This is a genomic window from Streptomyces sp. SD15, assembly GCF_054462255.1.
The window spans coordinates 146,938-164,940 of sequence record NZ_JBTLMO010000007.1 but is presented as its reverse complement, the minus strand read 5'-3'; the positions used below and the strand labels follow the sequence as shown (position 1 = coordinate 164,940).

Annotated in this window: 17 protein-coding genes and 1 pseudogene; 9 read left to right on the top strand and 9 right to left on the bottom strand. The window is 71.2% G+C overall.

Translation table 11 applies throughout. The annotated features are described in order from the left end of the window. Positions 1-61: 61 nt before the first annotated feature. Together ACX28W_RS09740 and ACX28W_RS09735 are read left to right on the top strand one after the other, a co-directional pair. The gene (locus ACX28W_RS09740; RefSeq protein WP_458998402.1) at positions 62-451 is read left to right on the top strand and encodes a hypothetical protein; all 390 of its coding nucleotides are present in this window, start codon (positions 62-64) and stop codon (positions 449-451) included. Positions 452-548: 97 nt separating this feature from the next. Then, positions 549-1,988, top strand: a complete 1,440-nt coding sequence (locus tag ACX28W_RS09735) for a S28 family serine protease (RefSeq protein WP_458998400.1) — start codon at positions 549-551, stop codon at positions 1,986-1,988. An 88-nt stretch (positions 1,989-2,076) separates the two neighbouring features. Here ACX28W_RS09735 and ACX28W_RS09730 read toward each other — a convergent pair whose 3' ends face one another. Beyond that, the gene (locus tag ACX28W_RS09730) at positions 2,077-2,706 is read right to left on the bottom strand and encodes a hypothetical protein (protein ID WP_458998398.1); all 630 of its coding nucleotides are present in this window, start codon (positions 2,704-2,706) and stop codon (positions 2,077-2,079) included. A gap of 111 nt (positions 2,707-2,817) precedes the next feature. After that, complete coding sequence (locus ACX28W_RS09725; RefSeq protein WP_458998397.1) at positions 2,818-4,671, bottom strand: glycoside hydrolase family 3 protein; 1,854 nt, start codon at positions 4,669-4,671, stop codon at positions 2,818-2,820. 319 nt (positions 4,672-4,990) lie between these two features. Between ACX28W_RS09725 and ACX28W_RS09720 the strand changes: the two are divergent. The 3 genes and pseudogenes from ACX28W_RS09720 to ACX28W_RS09710 form a co-directional block, all read left to right on the top strand. Then, a pseudogene (locus ACX28W_RS09720) lies at positions 4,991-5,104 on the top strand (EamA family transporter); the annotation flags it as partial. Between the two features lie 76 nt (positions 5,105-5,180). Continuing rightward, positions 5,181-6,419, top strand: a complete 1,239-nt coding sequence (gene aroA, locus ACX28W_RS09715) for a 3-phosphoshikimate 1-carboxyvinyltransferase (protein WP_458998395.1) — start codon at positions 5,181-5,183, stop codon at positions 6,417-6,419. Between the two features lie 174 nt (positions 6,420-6,593). Beyond that, positions 6,594-7,169, top strand: a complete 576-nt coding sequence (locus tag ACX28W_RS09710) for a GNAT family N-acetyltransferase (protein WP_458998393.1) — start codon at positions 6,594-6,596, stop codon at positions 7,167-7,169. Between the two features lie 56 nt (positions 7,170-7,225). Here ACX28W_RS09710 and ACX28W_RS09705 read toward each other — a convergent pair whose 3' ends face one another. The 4 genes from ACX28W_RS09705 to ACX28W_RS09690 all read right to left on the bottom strand — a co-directional run bounded on the left by ACX28W_RS09705 (position 7,226) and on the right by ACX28W_RS09690 (position 11,402). Continuing rightward, complete coding sequence (locus ACX28W_RS09705; RefSeq protein WP_458998391.1) at positions 7,226-8,524, bottom strand: MFS transporter; 1,299 nt, start codon at positions 8,522-8,524, stop codon at positions 7,226-7,228. Between the two features lie 93 nt (positions 8,525-8,617). Next, positions 8,618-9,418, bottom strand: a complete 801-nt coding sequence (locus ACX28W_RS09700) for a sugar phosphate isomerase/epimerase family protein (protein ID WP_458998389.1) — start codon at positions 9,416-9,418, stop codon at positions 8,618-8,620. 24 nt (positions 9,419-9,442) lie between these two features. Then, positions 9,443-10,372, bottom strand: a complete 930-nt coding sequence (locus tag ACX28W_RS09695) for a GNAT family N-acetyltransferase (RefSeq protein ID WP_458998388.1) — start codon at positions 10,370-10,372, stop codon at positions 9,443-9,445. Between the two features lie 139 nt (positions 10,373-10,511). After that, the gene (locus ACX28W_RS09690) at positions 10,512-11,402 is read right to left on the bottom strand and encodes an NAD(P)-dependent oxidoreductase (RefSeq protein WP_458998386.1); all 891 of its coding nucleotides are present in this window, start codon (positions 11,400-11,402) and stop codon (positions 10,512-10,514) included. A gap of 76 nt (positions 11,403-11,478) precedes the next feature. Between ACX28W_RS09690 and ACX28W_RS09685 the strand changes: the two genes are divergently transcribed. Then, positions 11,479-11,832 (top strand): winged helix-turn-helix transcriptional regulator, encoded by a 354-nt coding sequence (locus ACX28W_RS09685; RefSeq protein ID WP_458998384.1) that lies wholly within the window; start codon positions 11,479-11,481, stop codon positions 11,830-11,832. Between the two features lie 156 nt (positions 11,833-11,988). On the opposite strand, the gene ACX28W_RS09680 is transcribed toward ACX28W_RS09685, so the two are convergent. Further along, positions 11,989-12,339 carry a winged helix-turn-helix transcriptional regulator gene (locus ACX28W_RS09680; RefSeq protein ID WP_458998382.1) on the bottom strand — a complete coding sequence of 117 codons (351 nt, stop codon included), beginning with the start codon at positions 12,337-12,339 and terminating at the stop codon, positions 11,989-11,991. Positions 12,340-12,388: 49 nt separating this feature from the next. On the opposite strand from ACX28W_RS09680, the gene ACX28W_RS09675 reads away from it, so the two are divergent. Beyond that, positions 12,389-13,276, top strand: coding sequence for an NAD(P)-dependent oxidoreductase (locus ACX28W_RS09675; protein ID WP_458998380.1), 888 nt, complete (start codon positions 12,389-12,391; stop codon positions 13,274-13,276). Positions 13,277-13,279: 3 nt separating this feature from the next. On the opposite strand, the gene ACX28W_RS09670 is transcribed toward ACX28W_RS09675, so the two are convergent. Then, positions 13,280-13,957: a formylglycine-generating enzyme family protein gene (locus ACX28W_RS09670; protein ID WP_458998378.1), complete on the bottom strand. Its 678-nt coding sequence runs from the start codon at positions 13,955-13,957 to the stop codon at positions 13,280-13,282. A 294-nt stretch (positions 13,958-14,251) separates the two neighbouring features. Further along, the gene (locus tag ACX28W_RS09665) at positions 14,252-15,301 is read right to left on the bottom strand and encodes a LacI family DNA-binding transcriptional regulator (protein ID WP_458998376.1); all 1,050 of its coding nucleotides are present in this window, start codon (positions 15,299-15,301) and stop codon (positions 14,252-14,254) included. A gap of 396 nt (positions 15,302-15,697) precedes the next feature. Here ACX28W_RS09665 and ACX28W_RS09660 point away from each other — a divergent pair, with 396 nt between their 5' ends. Further along, positions 15,698-16,849 (top strand): Gfo/Idh/MocA family protein, encoded by a 1,152-nt coding sequence (locus tag ACX28W_RS09660; RefSeq protein WP_458998374.1) that lies wholly within the window; start codon positions 15,698-15,700, stop codon positions 16,847-16,849. Beyond that, positions 16,846-18,000 (top strand): dihydrodipicolinate synthase family protein, encoded by a 1,155-nt coding sequence (locus tag ACX28W_RS09655; RefSeq protein WP_458998372.1) that lies wholly within the window; start codon positions 16,846-16,848, stop codon positions 17,998-18,000. Before ACX28W_RS09660 ends, ACX28W_RS09655 begins: the two co-directional genes overlap by 4 nt. The last annotated feature ends 3 nt before the right edge of the window (positions 18,001-18,003 follow it).

The window sequence follows — 18,003 nt, the reverse complement described above, 5'->3', positions numbered from 1 at the left end:
CCATCCGACGTACGTCCTGCGTCCGTACACCAGTACGTTGATGAGTGGGGGAGGGACGACAGTGGACCGTGGTGCGATGCGCCGGCGCCTGGCGCTCGGCCTGGCCGTGCTGACCGCATCCGGACTGCTCGCGATGCTGAACCCGGGCACCGCGGCGGCCGGCTCGTACTGCTCGGGACGCAAGGTCCGTACGCTGTCCTTCTCGACCGGCTCGGTCCAGGTCTACAAGCGTGGCGGCTACGTCTGCGCCGTGACCCTCCCCAAGACGCAGAAGCCCTACGCCAGGGCGATGTCCGTCAGCGTGCAGGCGCGCGGCAACCGGCCGGTGGTCGACGAGGGCAGCTTCACGCATCACGCGGGCCCGGTGGTCGCTCACGCCGGCCGCCGCTGTGTCCGTATCAAGGGCTCCGTCGGCTCGGGCTCGGTGAGCTCGGGCTGGATCCTCTGCTGAGTCGCCCTCCCGTCGAGGGTTTTCCCCATCTCCCCTGGTGCGCCTGTGAGTTGCTCCGATAGCTTCCAGCGCACATCTGTTTCACAGGGGAGGGTGCATGCGCAAGGCGCTCAGATGGCTGCTGGCGCTCACGGTGCTCATAGGCACGTTGAGCACGGCCGGGGCGGCCACCGCCGCCCAGCCGGAGGCCACCGGCACGACCACCACGGACATAAAGGACCGGCTCCTCGCGATACCGGGTATGAGCCTGATCCAGGAGAAGCCGTACACCGGCTACCGCTACTTCGTCCTCAACTACACCCAGCCGATCGACCACCGGCACCCGTCCAAGGGCACGTTCCAGCAGCGCATCACCGTGCTGCACAAGGACACCTCGCGCCCGACGGTCTTCTACACCGGCGGCTACAACGTCTCGACGACTCCCAGCCGCCGTGAGCCGACCCAGATCGTGGACGGCAACCAGGTGTCGATGGAGTACCGCTTCTTCACCCCGTCCCGGCCCGACCCGGCCGACTGGACGAAGCTCGACATCTGGCAGGCGGCCAGCGACCAGCACCGCATCTTCAAGGCCCTCAAGCCGCTCTACCACCAGAAGTGGATCTCCACGGGCGGCTCCAAGGGCGGCATGACCGCCACGTACTACGAGCGTTTCTACCCGCGTGACATGGACGGCGTCGTCGCCTACGTCGCCCCCAACGACGTGGTGAACAAGGAGGACTCGGCGTACGACCGCTTCTTCGCCACCGTCGGCACCAAGGAGTGCCGCGACCGGCTGAACGCCGTACAGCGCGAGGCGCTGGTGCGCCGGGAGCCGCTGGAGAAGAGGTACGAGGCGCTCGCGGCCGAGAACGGCTTCACGTTCACGACGGTCGGCAGCCTCGACAAGGCGTACGAGGCGGTCGTCCTCGACTACGTGTGGGGCTTCTGGCAGTACAGCCTGCTGGCCGACTGCGACACGATCCCCGCGGACGCGGCGAACGCCACGGACGAGGAGATCTGGACCTCCATCGACACCATCTCCGGGTTCTCCTTCTACACGGACCAGGGCCTGGAGCCGTACACGCCGTACTACTACCAGGCGGGCACACAGCTCGGCGCGCCCACGATCGGCTTCCCGCACATCGAGAAGAAGCTGGTCCGCTACGGCTACCAGCCGCCGCGGAACTTCGTGCCACGCTCCATCCCGATGACGTTCCAGCCGTCGGCCATGCGGGACGTGGACTCCTGGGTCCGCCACCACGCCGACCACATGCTCTTCGTCTACGGCCAGAACGACCCGTGGGGCGCGGAGCGTTTCCGCCTCGGCAAGGGCGCGCGTGACTCGTACGTCCTCACGGCCCCCGGCCTGAACCACGGCGCCAACGTCGGCGGCCTCGTCGCCGACGAGAAGGCCCTCGCCACGGCCCGCATCCTGGAGTGGGCGGGCGTCGCCTCGGCGACGGTCCAGTCGAACCCGTCGGCGGCCAAGCCGCTCGCGAAGTTCGACGCGAAGCTGGACCGCCACGAGGCGGACCGCGAACTGTCGCTGCGCCCGTAACGCCGGTTCGGCACCGCCGGACCACCGCGCCGTCATGGTCGCTCGCCGGTGCGGCGGACAGAACCTTCTGTCCGCCGCACCGGCGTCGTCACACCGGCCGGGCGCAGCCCACCGGTTTGTCTCCGCCCAGCTGTACATACAACTCGGTGGACGCGGGGCATGTGGCCCGCTCGACGACCGCCGACGTCACCTTGTACTCCGGGGGCATCTTCCCCTGGCCGTCGCAGGCGGTCTCGCGGACCTGGCCGCTGCCGGAGCTGTAGACGCAGTCGCCGACGATCGTGCGGGGGCCTCCGCCGCCGCCCGGATCGCCGGGGTGCGGGCGCTCGAGTTTGCGCATGCAGGCGTAGCCCTGCGGGATCACGCCGTCGCCGTTCTCGTCCGAGGCGGGCCTGGTCTCGCTGATGTGCAGGACGAAGTCCGTGGTCGCCGGGCACAGCGGCCCGTCGGCCACCTTGCCGTCGTAGCGGGCGATCACGCGCGCGGCGGCCCGTTCGCTGCTGCAGAGCACTTCCGTGAAACTGGTCGTGCCGAAGGAGCTGCACTCGTCGACCGCGAGGAACACCGCCCCGTACCCCGAGGGTTGTGTCGACGTCGGCGCCGCGCCGGGTTCGGCGCCCCCGGAGCCGCCGGACCAGCGGTCGCATCCCGCGACCGTGGCCATCAGCAGCGCGCACACCACCCCAACGGAACGCCGACCCAACGAGTTGGCTCGCATGGCTTCCCCCCGATACCCCGGTCCAGCGTGACCCGTCGCGGCGGGCACACGCCAGACATCCGGGGTGCTTTGCGCCACTTGGGGGTGGTGCGCCGGGTGTGCGACGTAGGACTAATACGTCAATCCGTACCCGATCGGATACAGAACCTGCGCCGGGTCGTCCGCCCGCTGCACCGCAACCGGAAGCCTGCCGCGGGGCTTCACCTCGCCCGCGATCACCCGTGCGGCGGCGCGCAGTTCGACGTCCGTCCAGGAGTATGCGGCCAAGCAGGCGCCCACTGAGGGGAGTTGGGCCACGTCGTACGGGTTGCGCAATGCGATCGCGACGACCGGGACGCCGGTCGCGACGAGCTGTTCGACGAGGTTCTTCTGTGAACCGGTCGCCGTCACGTTGTACGTCCCGACGATCACGGCGTCCTTGCCCTTGGCCGCCGCCACCGCCCTGTCGATGGTCGCCTGGGTGGGCGCCGTCCCGGTGGACAGCGCCGTCGCCGCGAAACCCAGCTCGGTGAGGGTCCTCGCGAGGACGGTGGTGGGCGGTCCGTCGGTGCCGGACGGGGAGGCGGGGTCGGCACCCAGAACGAGGACGTTCACCTGTGAACGCCGCGAAAGAGGCAGCAGGCCTCGCTGGTTGACGAGCAGGGTGGTCGTGCGCTCGGCGATCCGGTCGGCTGCCCTCAGATGTGCCGCGACGCCCACCGCGCGGTCGACGCCGCCGTCGGTGACGTACGGGTCGCGCAGCAGCCCGAGCTTCGCCTTCAGCCGCAGGACGCGCAGGATCGACTCGTCGAGGCGGGCCTCGGTCAGCTCGCCGCCGCGCACCGCGTTCAGGACGGCGTTCCATGCCACGTCCAGGGAGGGCGGGTTGAGGAGCTGGTCGACCCCGGCCTTCAGGGCCAGGACGGGGACGCGGTCGTCGCCGTACTTCGTCCGTACGCCCTCCATCTGGAGCGAGTCCGTGACCACGACCCCGTCGTAGCCGAGCTCCTCGCGCAGGATGCCGGTGAGGATCGGGTGGGAGAGCGTGGCCGGGTCGCCGGCCGGGTCGAGCGCCGGGACCATGATGTGCGCGGTCATGATCGAGTCGATGCCGGCGCGGATGGCGGCCCGGAAGGGCACGGCGTCGAGGGCCGACCACAGCTCCCGGCTGTGCGTGATGACCGGGAACCCGAAGTGGCTGTCGACGGCGGTGTCGCCGTGCCCCGGGAAGTGCTTGGCCGTGGCGGCGACACCGGAGCCCTGATACCCCTTCACCTCGGCCGCCACCAGCCCGGCCACCGCGTCCGGGTCGGCGCCGAAGGAGCGTACGCCGATGACGGGGTTGGCCGGGTTGACGTTCACGTCGGCGACCGGGGTGTAGTCCTGGCGGATCCCCAGCGCGCGCAACTCGGCGCCGCCGACGCGCCCCACCGTACGGGCGTCCTCCCGCGAGCCTCCCGCCCCCAGCGCCATCGCGCCCGGGAACAGCGTCGCGGGCCGGCCCACGCGGGCCACAATCCCGTGCTCCTGGTCGGTGGAGATGAGAACAGGCAGCCCCCGCGGTTGGGCGAGGGAGGCCTGCTGGATGCCGTTCGAGAGAGCGGCGATCTGGTGGGGGTCCCGGGTGTTGTGCGCCCAGGTGAAGTAGATGATTCCGCCCACCCGGTACTTGGCGATCAGCTCGGCGGCCGTTCTGACGCCGATCTCCCTTAGGTTGGCGTCGATGTCGGCCTGGTCGGGCGCGGTGGCCGAGTGGCCGTACACGCGCATCACGAAGAGCTGGCCGACCTTCTCCTCCAGCGTCATACGGGAGACGAGGGAGCGGAGTGACGCTTCGGCGTGGTGGTCATCGGCCGCTCGGGCGGGGACGGCCGTGCTGATGGCCAGCGCGGCGGTGCTTCCCACGGTGGCGGCGAGAACGGTACGTCTGGACGGTTGTGCGGTGCTTCCCGTGCTGGAGTCGCGCACGTGCGCTCCTTCCCTCATGAAGGAAACTTCCGAGGAGTCACGAATATCCGGGAAGTTTCTTCCAGTCAAGGGTGTGCACAGTAACCCGGGCAGGGGCCGTCACCGGCGCAGTTGGAGGGGGGCGCGCCGGTGACGGCGTGCTGTCGGCCGCAGGCGGCGGAGAGGGTGGTCAGCGTTCGCAGCCAGCAGCGAGGCCGACACCGCTCTGCGGAGACTCTCCGGCAGCATGCGCTTTGGACGAACCGGCGGGGGTCCGGGTTCCCCGGATTTCGGAGGTCCAGTGAAGTTGGTACGGGTGTGTCGGGCGGGAGTGGTGAAACCGGCTCAGCCGGTGTCCTCCCACCTGGTCCCGGTCTTCGGCATGTCATCGGCGGCCCTGTTCCTCGGCGAACCGATCGGCCCGCTGCGGTGGGGAGCGGCGGCGCTGCTGGTGGGAGGTGTGGCGCTGACGTGAATGACACCGCCGAATGGGGTCCATTTGGCGGACGTTCCGGCGCCGGACCGGGTCGGGGAGCCAGCATGAGGGCATGGCCGTTGTCGACATCCCCGGTTCCAAGTCCATCACCGCGCGTGCCCTCTTCCTGGCGGCGGCGGCCGACGGGGTCACCACCCTCGTACGGCCGCTCCGGTCCGACGACACGGAGGGTTTCGCGGAAGGTCTGACCCGGCTCGGCTACCGGGTCGGCCGTACGCCGCGCGCCTGGCAGGTCGACGGCCGCCCGCAGGGCCCGGCGGCCACGGACGCCGACGTGTACTGCCGGGACGGCGCGACCACCGCCCGCTTCCTGCCGACGCTCGCCGCCGCCGGACACGGCACCTACCGCTTCGACGCCTCCGCGCAGATGCGCCGCCGCCCGCTGGCCCCGCTGACCCGCGCCCTGCGCGACCTCGGCGTGGACCTGCGGCACGAGGAGGCGGAGGGGCATCACCCGCTGCGGATCGCGGCGGCGGGGGTCGAGGGCGGGGACGTGACGCTGGACGCCGGCCAGTCCTCCCAGTACCTGACCGCGCTTCTGCTGCTCGGCCCGCTGACCCGCAAGGGCCTGCGCATCACCGTCACGGACCTGGTCTCGGCGCCGTACGTCGAGATCACGCTCGCGATGATGCGCGCGTTCGGCGCGACCGTACGCCGCGAGGGCGAAAGCGGCGAGGTCTTCGTCGTCGAACCCGGCGGCTACCGTGCCACCACCTACTCCATCGAGCCCGACGCCTCCACCGCGAGCTACTTCTTCGCGGCGGCGGCGCTGACCGGCCGCGAGGTCACGGTCCAGGGCCTGGGCGAGGGTGCGCTCCAGGGCGACCTCGGCTTCGTGGACGTACTGCGGCGCATGGGCGCACACGTGGAGACCGCATCCGACCGCACGACGGTCAGGGGCACCGGCGAACTGCGCGGCCTCACCGTCAACATGCGGGACATCTCCGACACGATGCCGACGCTGGCTGCGATCGCGCCGTTCGCCTCCGGCCCGGTCCGCATCGAGGACGTGGCCAACACACGGGTGAAGGAGTGCGACCGTCTGGACGCCTGCGCGGAGAACCTCCGGCGGCTGGGCGTACGTGTGGACACCGGCCCCGACTGGATCGAGATCCACCCGGGCGCCGCTCCCGTCGGCGCGGACATCAAGACGTACGGCGACCACCGCGTCGTCATGTCCTTCGCGGTGACGTCGCTGCGGGTGCCGGGGATCGAGTTCGACGACCCGGGGTGCGTACGCAAGACGTTCCCCGGGTTCCACGAGGCGTTCGGGGCCTGGGCGGAATCGTGAATCCCCCGGGTCCCGGGAATTTCGTTCGACGGCCTCGGGCGTGTACGGCAGACTTCGCCGGACTTCCGCGCACTCCGCGTTTCCACGCGGAGTGCGCGTCGTCGGCCGTTGCTTGCGAAGGGATGTCGGGTGTCGGGTTTCCAGTTGGAGGGGCCGGTTCTCGAAGGTGCGCTCGTGCGACTGGAGCCGCTCGGCCATCGTCACGCGGCCGACCTCGCCGTGGCGGCGGAGGAGAACCGGGGCTCGTACGAGTTCACCTGGGTTCCCAGGGCCGCCGAGGTCGGGGAGTACATCGACGCACAGCTCGCCCGGGCCGCGACGGGCAAGCTCGCACCGTACGCCCAGGTGTCCCTCGCCTCGGGACGAGCGGTCGGCACCACGTCGTACTGGGAGCCGCGCTTCTGGCTGGCGGACGATCAACTCGACGCCATCGAGGTCGGGTTCACCTGGCTCGCCGCATCCGCCCAGGGCACGGGAGTGAACGCCGAGGCCAAGCTCCTGCTGTTCCGGCACGCCTTCGAGGAGTGGGGTGTCGCGCGCGTGGACTTGAAGACGGACGCCCGCAACAGCCGTTCCCGCGCCGCGATCGAGCGCGTGGGCGCCCGCTTCGAAGGCGTCCTGCGCAACTGGTCCCGCTCCTGGGCCCCGGGCGAGAACGGCCGCCTGCGCGACTCCGCGATCTACTCCATCACGGCGGCGGAGTGGCCGGAGTGCCGCAAGCGGCTGGAGTCGCGGGTGGGCGGCTTTTGACCGGCACAGTTGGGTCCGCCCGCTTCTTGGCCAGTGTCGTGCTACGCGCCACCCGGTCACCCGGTAGTGAGGTCCTTCGACCCCGACGCGGTCTCGGGAAGACCGTCCGGGTCCGGGTGATCGGCTGAAGGGTCGGACCCGGAGCCCCGCAGCTCCGGCGTACTCGCGCCCACGACCACCACCGCGAGCACGCACAGCAGGCCGCCGCTGACCAGAGAGGTCACCCCGGAGGTCCAGCCCGCGACCAGGCCACCGCGCAGGCTGCCGATGTTGGGCCCGGCCTGGCCGACGATCTGCTCGGCGGCGGTGACCCGGCCCAGTAGCGCGTCCGGCGTACGGGTCTGGACGATGGTGCTGCGGGAGATGACGGAGACGGTGTCGCCGGCCCCGGCGAGGACGAGGAGCGCGAGCCCGACCCACGGGTTGGTCATCAGGCCGAAGAGGGCGAGGGAGATCCCCCAGGTCGCCGCGCCCCAGAGCATCGCCACCCCCGGGCGGGCGAGGCGGGTGAGGGAGCCGGACAGGGCCGAGGCCGCGACACCCCCGACGGCGAGGGCCGACAGGAACAGACCGAGCGTGCGCGGGTTGTCGCCGAACCGCTCGGCGTTGACCAGCGGGAACAGGCTCAGCGGCATCGACAGCACGGTGGCGGCGAGGTCGGTGATCAGCGCGCCGCGCACCACGCGGTGACCGGCCAGGAAGGCCAGCCCGTCCAGGACGCCGCGCAGTCCGGCCCGTGACTGTTCCCCCTCGGGAGGCAGCGGAGGCAGCCCGAACGCTCCGTAGAAGGACAGCCCGAAGCTGAGCGCGTCCACCACGTAGCAGCCGCCCACGCCCACCCAGCCCAGCAGGAGACCGCCGAGCGCCGGGCCCACCAGCAGCATCGCCTGGGAGGTGATCTGGTTGAGGGCCAGCCCGGCCCCCACCTGGTCCTTGGGCAGCAGCCGCGGCACGAACGTGCCCGCCGCCGGGCCGCTGACCGCTCCGAAGGCGGACTGCGCGGCGACCAGGGCGAGGACGACGAGCACCGGCGGATGCCCGACGAAGGCCTGAAGCGCCAGCAGTACGGAACACACCGCCTGCCCGGCCTGGGAGGCCAGATAGAGCCGCCGCCGGTCCCCCCGGTCCACCAGCGAACCGGCGAACAGCCCGAACGCGATCAGCGGCAGCGCCTGCGCCAGCCCGACCGCACCGGTCCACACCGTGCTGTGCGTCGACCGCCAGACCTGGAACATGACGGCGACCATGGTCATCATGCTGCCGAGCACGGACAGCGTCCGGCCGATCAGCAGCCGCCGGAAGACGGGCGAGGTCCGCAGCGGCCGGACGTCGATCAAGGTACGCGTCAGGCCCACGGGGCGGCCGGATCTCGGGGTGAATGGTGCTCAATCACCGCCGGAGGCTAACCCACCACCCCCGCACCACCGCCACCGCATTACGTCCCGCCCCTACGCGGACTCGTTCAGGAGCCGAGCCAGGTGCTCCCGTCCCGCCCCCAGCAGCTCCGGAAGCGGCGCCGCCCCCTCGTACCACCGCTTCTCGTACTCCCAGCACAGCCAGCCGTCCCAGCCCGCCCGCGAGAGCTGTTCCACGCACTCGGCGAGCGGGAGGACGCCCGCGCCGAGCGGGAGCGGGGTGGTGTCTTCGGCCGAGGCGATGTCCTTGATCTGGACGTAGCCGAGGTAGGTGCACAGGGCCGCGTACGTCGACGTCGGCTGTTCGCCGCCGAGCCAGGTGTGCATCACGTCCCACAGCGAGCCCACGTGCCGGTGGCCGACCAGGCCGAGTACCCGGATCGCGTCGGCGCCGGTGCGGTGCGAGTCGTGGGTCTCCAGCAGGATGCGTACGCCCAGGTCGGCGGCGTACTCCGCGGCCGTGCCGAGCCGTCGCGCCGCCGTCGCGTCCGCCTCCTCGGGGCTCTGCTCGGGGGCCGCGCCCGGGAAGACCCGTACGAAGGGGGCGCCCAAGTCGTGTGCGAGGTCGAGGAGTTCGCGGATCTCGGCGAGTACGGGCTCGTCGTCGCCCGGCGCCGCCACGCGCACGTATCCCGCAACGCCCAGGATCTCGATGCCCGACGCCTTGAACTCGGCGGCCACATCGGCCCGTTCGGCGGCCCCGATGCCGGGGTGCACCGGCTCCTCGGGATGCGCGCGCAGCTCCACACCGTGGTAGCCGTGCGTGGTGGCCAGTCGTACGACATCGGGGATCGGAAGCCCGGGCACGCCGAGCGTGGAGAAGGCCAGCTTCATGCTCCGGGACCCTACCCGGCAACGTCACTCCGTGCCGTGCAGGTCCAGACGCCAGTCCTGGCCGACGAGGTCCGCGCCGAAGGAACGGTGCGGTTTCTCGGTGACGAGGGTGAAGCCGTGGCGCTGGTAGACGCGGCGGGCGGCGTCGAGGACGTCGTTGGTCCACAGGACGAGTTCGCGGTAGCCGACGCCCCGCGCGAAGTCGACGACGGCCTCGACGAGCCGGTCGCCGATCCCGAGCCCGCGCGCGTCCGGCTCGACGAGCAGGAGCCGTAGCCGGGCGCTTCCGGGCGCGTCGTCCCGTACGCACATCACGCACCCCACCGGCCGACCGTCGAGCTCGGCGATCCACACGCGTTCGAGGTGCGGGTCGTGGTCCTCGGCGAAGTCGGCCACGATCCTCGCCACCAACCCCTCGTAGTCGGCGTTCCAGCCGTGTTCGGCGGCGTACAGCGCGGCGTTGCGCTGCACGATCCAGCCGAGGTCGCCGGGGCCGGGTTCGCGCAGGACGACGTCCTCGCGACGGGGCGGGCGCCCGTCGGAGAGCAGCGTGCGCACGGTCCGCATCGCCTCGGCGAGGCGGGGGCGGTCGTCGGCCGCAATGGTCGCGAGCAGCGAGCTGACCGATTCCCGCGCCCGCTCGTCCAGCAGGTCCGCGGTCTCCCGGCCACGGGTCGTGAGCGTGATCCGGCGGCGCCGCGGGTCCCGCTCCGACGGCGTCCGCTCGACCAGCCCGTCCTGCTCGAACTTGTTCAGGATGCGGCTCAAGTACCCGGCGTCGAGGGAGAGTTCGGTGCGCAGGTCGGCGGCGTCCGTACGGGGTGAATGCGCGAGTTCGTACAGCACGCGGGACTCCGTCAGCGTGTACGGGGCGTAGAGGTGGCGGCCGTAGTCCAGCGCGCCGATGAGGTTCGTGTAGAAGCGGTTGAACGAGCGGATGTCGTGAACGGTCATGGCTGATCCATCCCGGATGGTTGACTCAGTCAGAGATGTGGTGTCAGCTTACGACCGTTTTCAACGAGTCGTCCATGGGGGCGACGGCCGGACCTCGGGGCCGGCCTTCGCGCCACGATCGTCCGGGCCAGGGCTTGTATCACTCGCCTCTCAGCAGGCCGACCGTGCCCGCCAGGCCCTCGTCGCCGTGGCCCTGGGCCACCCGGTGGCGCATCAGCTCCATATAGGGGGTGAGGAGCCGCGGATCGACGGACTGGTCCTTCGCCGTCGCCAGGAGCCCGTCGTTGCCCGCCGTCATCATGGCGAGGTTGGAGGTGACGCCCTCCGTGTAGTCGCCGCTTTCCAGTTGCGCGGCGATGCCGTGGGTGAGACCCGACATGGCACCGAGCCATTCCGCGAGCAGGGTGGCGAATCCGGCCTGGTCGAGGTCCTTCTCGGGGCGTACGAGGGCGAAGGCGTGGGTGATACCCGCGAACATGCCGGTCATCGCGCTGAGCAGGGCGATGTCGTGCAGCGCCGCGTGGCCGGGGTCCTCGCCGACGAACTTCACACCGGCGGGAGCCTCCAGTGCCTCGTGGTGGCGCTCGAACAGGGCGCGGTCGCCGCTGTAGAAGATGTAGCCGCCGGTCTCCGGCCAGCCGATCATCGGTGGTACGGCCATGATCCCGCCGTCCAGGAAACGAGCGCCGCGCTCCTCGGCCCAGCGGGCGCGCTGCCGGGCCTGGGCCGGGGTGCTGGTGGTCAGGTTGACCACGTCCTTGCCGTTCAGGTCGGTGCCGTCCAAGGTCGCGCCCACGGAGGCGTCGTCCAGGAGGCAAAGGACGACCGGACCGGTTGCCGAAGCTACCGCCTCGGTCGGGGTGGCCACCGCCCGGGCGCCCGCGCCCGCCAGCGGTTCGGCCTTTTCCGGGGTGCGGTTCCAGACGGTCAGCGGGTGCCCCGCGGCGAGCCAGGCGCGGCCGAGTGCGGTGCCCATGTCGCCGAGGCCCAGGAGGGTGACGGGGGTTTTGGAGGTGGTGTGGGTGTCCATGCCGATCAGGTTCGTATACGCCCGAACCATGATCAAGTACGCACTCTTTTGTGGGTGGTTACCTTAAAGTGGGTGGATGACCAGGCGGGACACGTACGTGTGCGGCATCGACGCGGCGATCGACGTGGTGGGTGGCAAGTGGAAGGTGCTCATCCTGTGGGCGCTGGGCGAAGGGCCCTGCCGGTTCGGTGAGTTGAGGCGCGGCATCCCCGGTGTCACCGAGAAGGTCCTCGCCTCGCATCTGCGGGAGCTGGAGGCCGACGGCATCGTCTCCCGCGAGGAGGCGATCGAAGGAGAGGTACGCCGCGTCACCTACGCCCTCACCCCGCTCGGCGTCTCCCTGAACGAGGCGCTGGGTCCCCTGGGCGCCTGGGGCCGGGAGCACCTCCTCGGTGGACCTGGCGCAGACGACGAGCCCAGGTCTTCGTAGCGTGTTCCGGCAGTTCCAGCCGGCCCCGGGCCGGTGCTTCGACCGAGCGGCGGAGTGCGGCGCGCGGTGGCCACTTTTTTGTGGGTACTTGGCGACGGGCGGGTGGAGGTACGACCCTGATGGGGAACGGGGCGGTGACGCGAACCATGCGAACGGTCAGGAGGTCGAGCGGGGCTCCGTGAGCTTCTCCAAGCGGCGGTGGCCCCAGTCGGAGAGAGGGGCCAGTGCCTCGGAGAGTTCTCGACCGAATCGGGTCAGGGAGTACACGGTTTTCAGCGGGAGCACGTCGTACGCCTCTCGGTGCACCAGCCCGTCGGTCTCCATCTCGCGGAGCGCCTGAGTCAGCACCTTCTCGCTGAGGCCGGGGAGCCGCCGGCGCAGCTCGCCAGGTCGGTGCGGACCGGATTCCAGCAGCCAGAGCAGAGCCGTCTTCCACTTTCCGTCGATCACGGCGATCGCGGCGGTTACTCCACAGACGTTCGGGTCCTGGGCACGAGTGCGCGTCATCGCCGTCCTCTTCGTTATCAATTGTCTTACTTCATACGGGAGTTGAGTCATGTCCTCGCGCAGCGAACAGTCTGCCGTCACCGTGCTCGGCCTGGGGCCGATGGGCCGGTCTCTGGCCGGGGCGTTCCTGGACGCCGGTCTGCGGACCACGGTCTGGAATCGGACGCCGGGCCGGGACGGAGAACTGGTCGAGAGGGGTGCGTTGCCCGCCCGGTCGGCCGAGGAGGCGGTCTCCGCGAGCGGGTTGACCGTGACCTGCGTGGTGAACTACGACGCGGTGGACGCCATTCTGCGGCGCGGTGCGGTCACCGACGCGCTCAAGGGGCGCACGGTGGTGAACCTGACCGCCGACACCCCGGAGCGGGCCCGTGACGCCGCGGCGTGGGCGGCGGGGCACGGTATCCGCTACCTGGACGGTGCGATCATGACGCCGACCACGACCATCGGAACGCCGGCGGCGGTGTTCCTCCACAGTGGTCCGGCGGATCTCTATCAGGAGCACCGGCCGGTGCTGGACGCACTGGGCGGCACCCACACCCACCTCGGCGAGGGCATCGGCCGGGCGGCGGCGTACGACATCGCGCTGCTCGACATCTTCTGGACCGCGATGGCCGGGTACGCGCACGCCCTGGCGGTGGCGCGGGCGGAAGGGGTCACCGCACGGGAGCTCGCACCGTTCGCCAGAGGCATCGGTGCCATTCTCCCGCCGATCTTCGAACAGGACGCGGAGGAACTGGACAGCGGACGTTTCTCCGGTGAGGGCAACCCACTCACCTCGGCGGTGTCGTCCATGGCCCATATCGTCCACACGTCCGAGGCCCACGGCATCGACGCGGGCGTGATGCGCGCGGCCGAAGGCCTCGCCCGCCGAGCCATCGGGCAGGGGCACGGCTCCGACGGGTTCATCCGGATCGCCGAACTCCTGGGCCGCCGCTAGGCGTCACATTCCCGCCTCGGAACGCGCGATGCGGAATCCCACGTCGTCGACCTGGTAGGTCGGGTGGCTGCGGCGCCGCGCGGAGGCCCGGCAGCTCCAGTGCTCGTCGAACCAGCCGCCGCCGCGCAGCACCCGGTAGGTGCCGTAGACCTCGGCGTCGTAGAGGTCCCAGCACCAGTCCCAGACGTTGCCGAGCATGTCGTACAGGCCCCAGGGATTGGGCCGCTTGCCGCCCACGTCGTGGATTCGCTCGTGCGCGTTGCCGCGGTACCAGGCGATCTCGTCGAGCGGCCCGTAATGCGGTCCGGTCGTACCGGCGCGGCAGGCGTGCTCCCACTCGGCTTCGGTCGGCAGCCGGTATCCGTCGGCGGACGCGTCCCATGCGATGCCCTCGTGGGCGACATCGAGGTGATAGGCGGGCGCGAACCCGTCACGTTCGGACAGGGCGTTGCAGAAGCGGACCGCGTCCCACCAGGAAACGCCCTCGACGGGCAACCGGTCCCCATGGGCGGTGCTCGGCCGTCGGCCGGTGATCTCCGCGTACTGCGCCTGCGTGACCGGGAACGCCGCGAGCCGGTAGGGCGCGAGCTCGGCCGACCAGCTGCGCCGCGTCCGCCGGTCCGACAGCGTGACCCGCCCCGGCGGGATGGAGATCATTTCGTTTCCTGCGGCGGCGTCCATGGGCAGGTGATCGTACCGGCGCCTGCCCATGGACGCCGTACGGCCGGCGTTCCCTCGGGCCTGCGCCCCGTACCCCGACAGCGGGCGCCCGCCGGAAGGACACCCCGAGCTCCCGGCTCCCGCACCGCAGCAACGAGGCCGCCAGGACCACCGGGGCCGCCACGACCGCCGGGCCCGCTATGCCCGCGAGGGCCCGCCGGGCCCGCCATGGCCAGCGGGTCCACCGGGTCAGCCAGGACCACCGGGTCCACTGGGTCCACTGGGTCCACTGGGTCCACCGCCCCACCACGCCCGTCAGACCCGCGGCCCCCCCGTCGACCCCCGCACCATCAACTCCCCCCGCACCGTGGCGATCCCGCCCGGCGGCGGCTCCTCGCGCCCCATCGCGATCCGCCCGGCCCGCGCCCCCGCCTCGGACAACGGCAGCCGCACCGTCGTGAGCGCGGGCACCGCGTCGATGCTGAACGGCAGGTCGTCGAAGCCGGCGACGGACACGTCGTCCGGGATACGGAGCCCGGAGTCCCGCAGCGCCGCGCACGCGCCGAGCGCGACGGTGTCGTTCGCGGCGACGACGGCCGTCAACGACGGGTCACGGCGGAGGAGTTCGAGCGTCGCCTCGTACCCGGAACGGCGGTCGTAGCGTCCGTGGACCGTGTGCCGCGGATCGTCCTCGATGCCGTGCCGGGCGAGCGCGGCGCGGTGCCCCTCCAGACGGTGGCGGGTCGTCGTCCGCTCCTCGGGCCCCGCGATGTAGCCCATGCGCCGGTGCCCGAGCCCGATCAGATGCTCAGTGAGCTGCTGCCCGCCCCCGCGGTTGTCGAAGGTGAGCGCGATCGCCGCGGCGGCGTCGGGCGCGGGCGGGCGCCCGCACAGGACCACCCGGGTCCCCGCGTCCTCGAGCTTGCGCAGCTTCGCCGAGACCGCCGCCGCGTGCGGCGCGTCCTCGACGGCGCCGCCGGTCAGGACGACCGCGGCAGCGCGTTGGCGCTGAAGAAGCGTGAGGTACGTCAGTTCGCGCTCCGGGGAGCCGCCGGTGTTGCACACCACGCCGAGCCGCTCCCCGCCCGCACGGCCCCCGGGCCCCCCGATCTCCGACTGGATCGCGGCCGCCATGATCCCGAAGAAGGGGTCGGCGATGTCGTTGACCAGGATGCCGACCAGGTCGGAAGTGGCGGCGGCCAGTGAGCTCGCCGGCCCGTTGAGCACGTAGTCCAGCTCGTCCACCGCCCGCAGCACCCGCTCACGGGTGGAGGCGGCCACGGGATAGTTCCCGTTCAGCACGCGCGACACCGTCGCGGGGGAGACCTGCGCGCGAGCCGCCACGTCCGCCAGGGTCACCGTCATCTCGTCGTCCTCCGGTCGCGCATCTCGTCCTCGTCCTCGTCTCGCGGGCACATAGGTCTGTAACCGCCTTCGGGTCCACATGGTCTGTGGGCCTGTAACCGCCTTCAGGTCCACAGGATCCGTGGGCCTGTAACCGCCTTCAGGGCCACCGAGCCCATGGGCCGGTAACCGCCCTCAGACCCACAGCCCCGTGCCGTCCGCATGGTTCTCGGGCAAACGCCCGAGCAGACCCTACGGCCCCACGCCCCACCCTGTTCGCCCGCTCGAACAACTCGTCTTCCATACGGTCTTGTCCGATCCGCTGCTCAGAGGCTAGCTTCTCACCAGATAGAAAGCGCTTGCTGCGACGCTCGCCGATGGGCGTACGGGGAGCCGGACGCGTACGAAGGGAATGACGTGACACGCAAGACGGTGCGCATCGCCATGAACGGCGTGACGGGACGCATGGGCTACCGCCAGCACCTCGTCCGCTCCATCCTCGCCCTCCGCGACCAGGGCGGTCTGGACCTGGGTGACGGCACCGTGCTGTGGCCCGAACCGGTCCTCGTCGGGCGCCGCGAGCACGCCCTGAAGGCGCTGGCCGAGCAGCACGGGCTCGAGCACTGGTCCACCGACCTGGACGCCGTGCTGGCCGACCCCACCATCGACATCTACTTCGACGCGCAGGTCACCTCCGCCCGCGAGGAGTCGATCAAGGCGGCGATCGCGGCGGGCAAGCACATCTACACCGAGAAGCCCACGGCCACCGGCCTCGACGGCGCCCTGGAGCTGGCCCGCCTCGCGCGCGAGAAGGGCATCAAGCACGGCGTCGTCCAGGACAAGCTCTTCCTCCCCGGCCTGCTCAAGCTCAAGCGCCTCATCGACGGCGGCTTCTTCGGCCGGATCCTGTCCATCCGCGGGGAGTTCGGCTACTGGGTCTTCGAGGGCGACTGGCAGACCGCGCAGCGCCCCTCCTGGAATTACCGTGCCGAGGACGGCGGTGGCATCGTTGTCGACATGTTCCCGCACTGGGAGTACGTCCTGCACGAGCTCTTCGGCAGGGTCACCTCCGTCCAGGCCCTCACCGCGACCCACATCCCGCAGCGCTGGGACGAGCAGGACAAGCCCTACGACGCGACGGCGGACGACGCCGCGTACGGGGTCTTCGAACTCGAAGGCGGTGCGATCGCCCAGATCAACTCCTCCTGGGCCGTGCGCGTCAACCGCGACGAACTGGTCGAGTTCCAGGTCGACGGCACGGACGGCTCGGCGGTCGCGGGCCTGCGCAACTGCCGCGTCCAGCACCGCTCGGCGACCCCCAAGCCGGTCTGGAACCCCGACATCCCCGCCACCTACTCCTTCCGCGACCAGTGGCAGGAGGTCCCCGACAACGCCGAGTTCGACAACGGCTTCAAGGCCCAGTGGGAGCTGTTCCTGCGGCACGTCTACGCCGACGCGCCCTACCACTGGGACCTCCTCGCCGGCGCCCGCGGCGTCCAGCTCGCCGAACTGGGCCTCAAGTCCTCGGCCGAGGGCCGCCGTCTCGACGTACCGGAGATCGCGCTGTGACCCTCCACCTCCCGGACGCGAGCGGAGGGCTGCGCGCCTACACGCCCCGCTCCGAACCCCTCGCGCTCACCACCGGCGCCCCCTTCACCGCCCGTACGGTCTTCTCGGCGGCGCACGTGGTCGCCGACCCGTACGCGGATGTGTCCCCCGACTCGCCCGCCGCCGTCGACTGGGACGCGACGCTCGCCTTCCGCCGCCACCTGTGGTCGCACGGGCTGGGCGTGGCCGAGGCCATGGACACGGCGCAGCGCGGGATGGGCCTGGACTGGGCGGGCGCGGCGGAACTCATCCGCCGGTCGGCGGCGGAGGCGAAGGCCGTCGGCGGGCGCATCGCGTGCGGCGTCGGCACGGACCAGCTCACCGCCCCGGCCGGCCTGGACGAGGTCCGGACGGCGTACGAGGAGCAGCTCGCGCTCGTGGAGGGGACGGGCGCGCAGGCGATCCTCATGGCCTCGCGGGCGCTGGCGGCGGCCGCGAAGGGCCCCGAGGACTACCTCGACGTGTACGGCCACCTGCTCCGCCAGGCCTCCGACCCGGTGATCCTGCACTGGCTCGGCCCGATGTTCGACCCGGCGCTGGAGGGTTACTGGGGCTCGTCCGACCTGGACGCGGCGACGGACGTGTTCCTGGAGGTCATCGCCGCCCACCCCGACAAGGTCGACGGCATCAAGGTCTCCCTCCTGGACGCCCAGCGGGAGATCGACCTGCGCCGCCGCCTCCCGGTCGGCGTGCGCTGCTACACGGGCGACGACTTCAACTACCCCGAGCTGATCGCGGGCGACGACCAGGGCTTCAGCCACGCGCTGCTCGGCATCTTCGACCCGCTGGGCCCCCTGGCGGCGGAAGCCGTACGGGTGCTGGACACGGGTGACGTGAAGGGGTTCCGCGAACTCCTCGACCCGACCGTCGAGTTGTCCCGCCACCTCTTTCAGACCCCGACCCGGTTCTACAAGACGGGCGTGGTGTTCCTGGCATGGCTCGCGGGCCACCAGTCCCACTTCACGATGGTGGGCGGACTCCAGTCGGCGCGCTCGCTGCCCCATTTCGCGCGGGCCTACGAACTCGCCGACGGGCTGGGCCTGTTCCCGGACCCTGCCCTCGCCCAGGCCCGGATGAAGAACCTGCTCGCACTGTACGGAGTGGCCCAGTGAGCA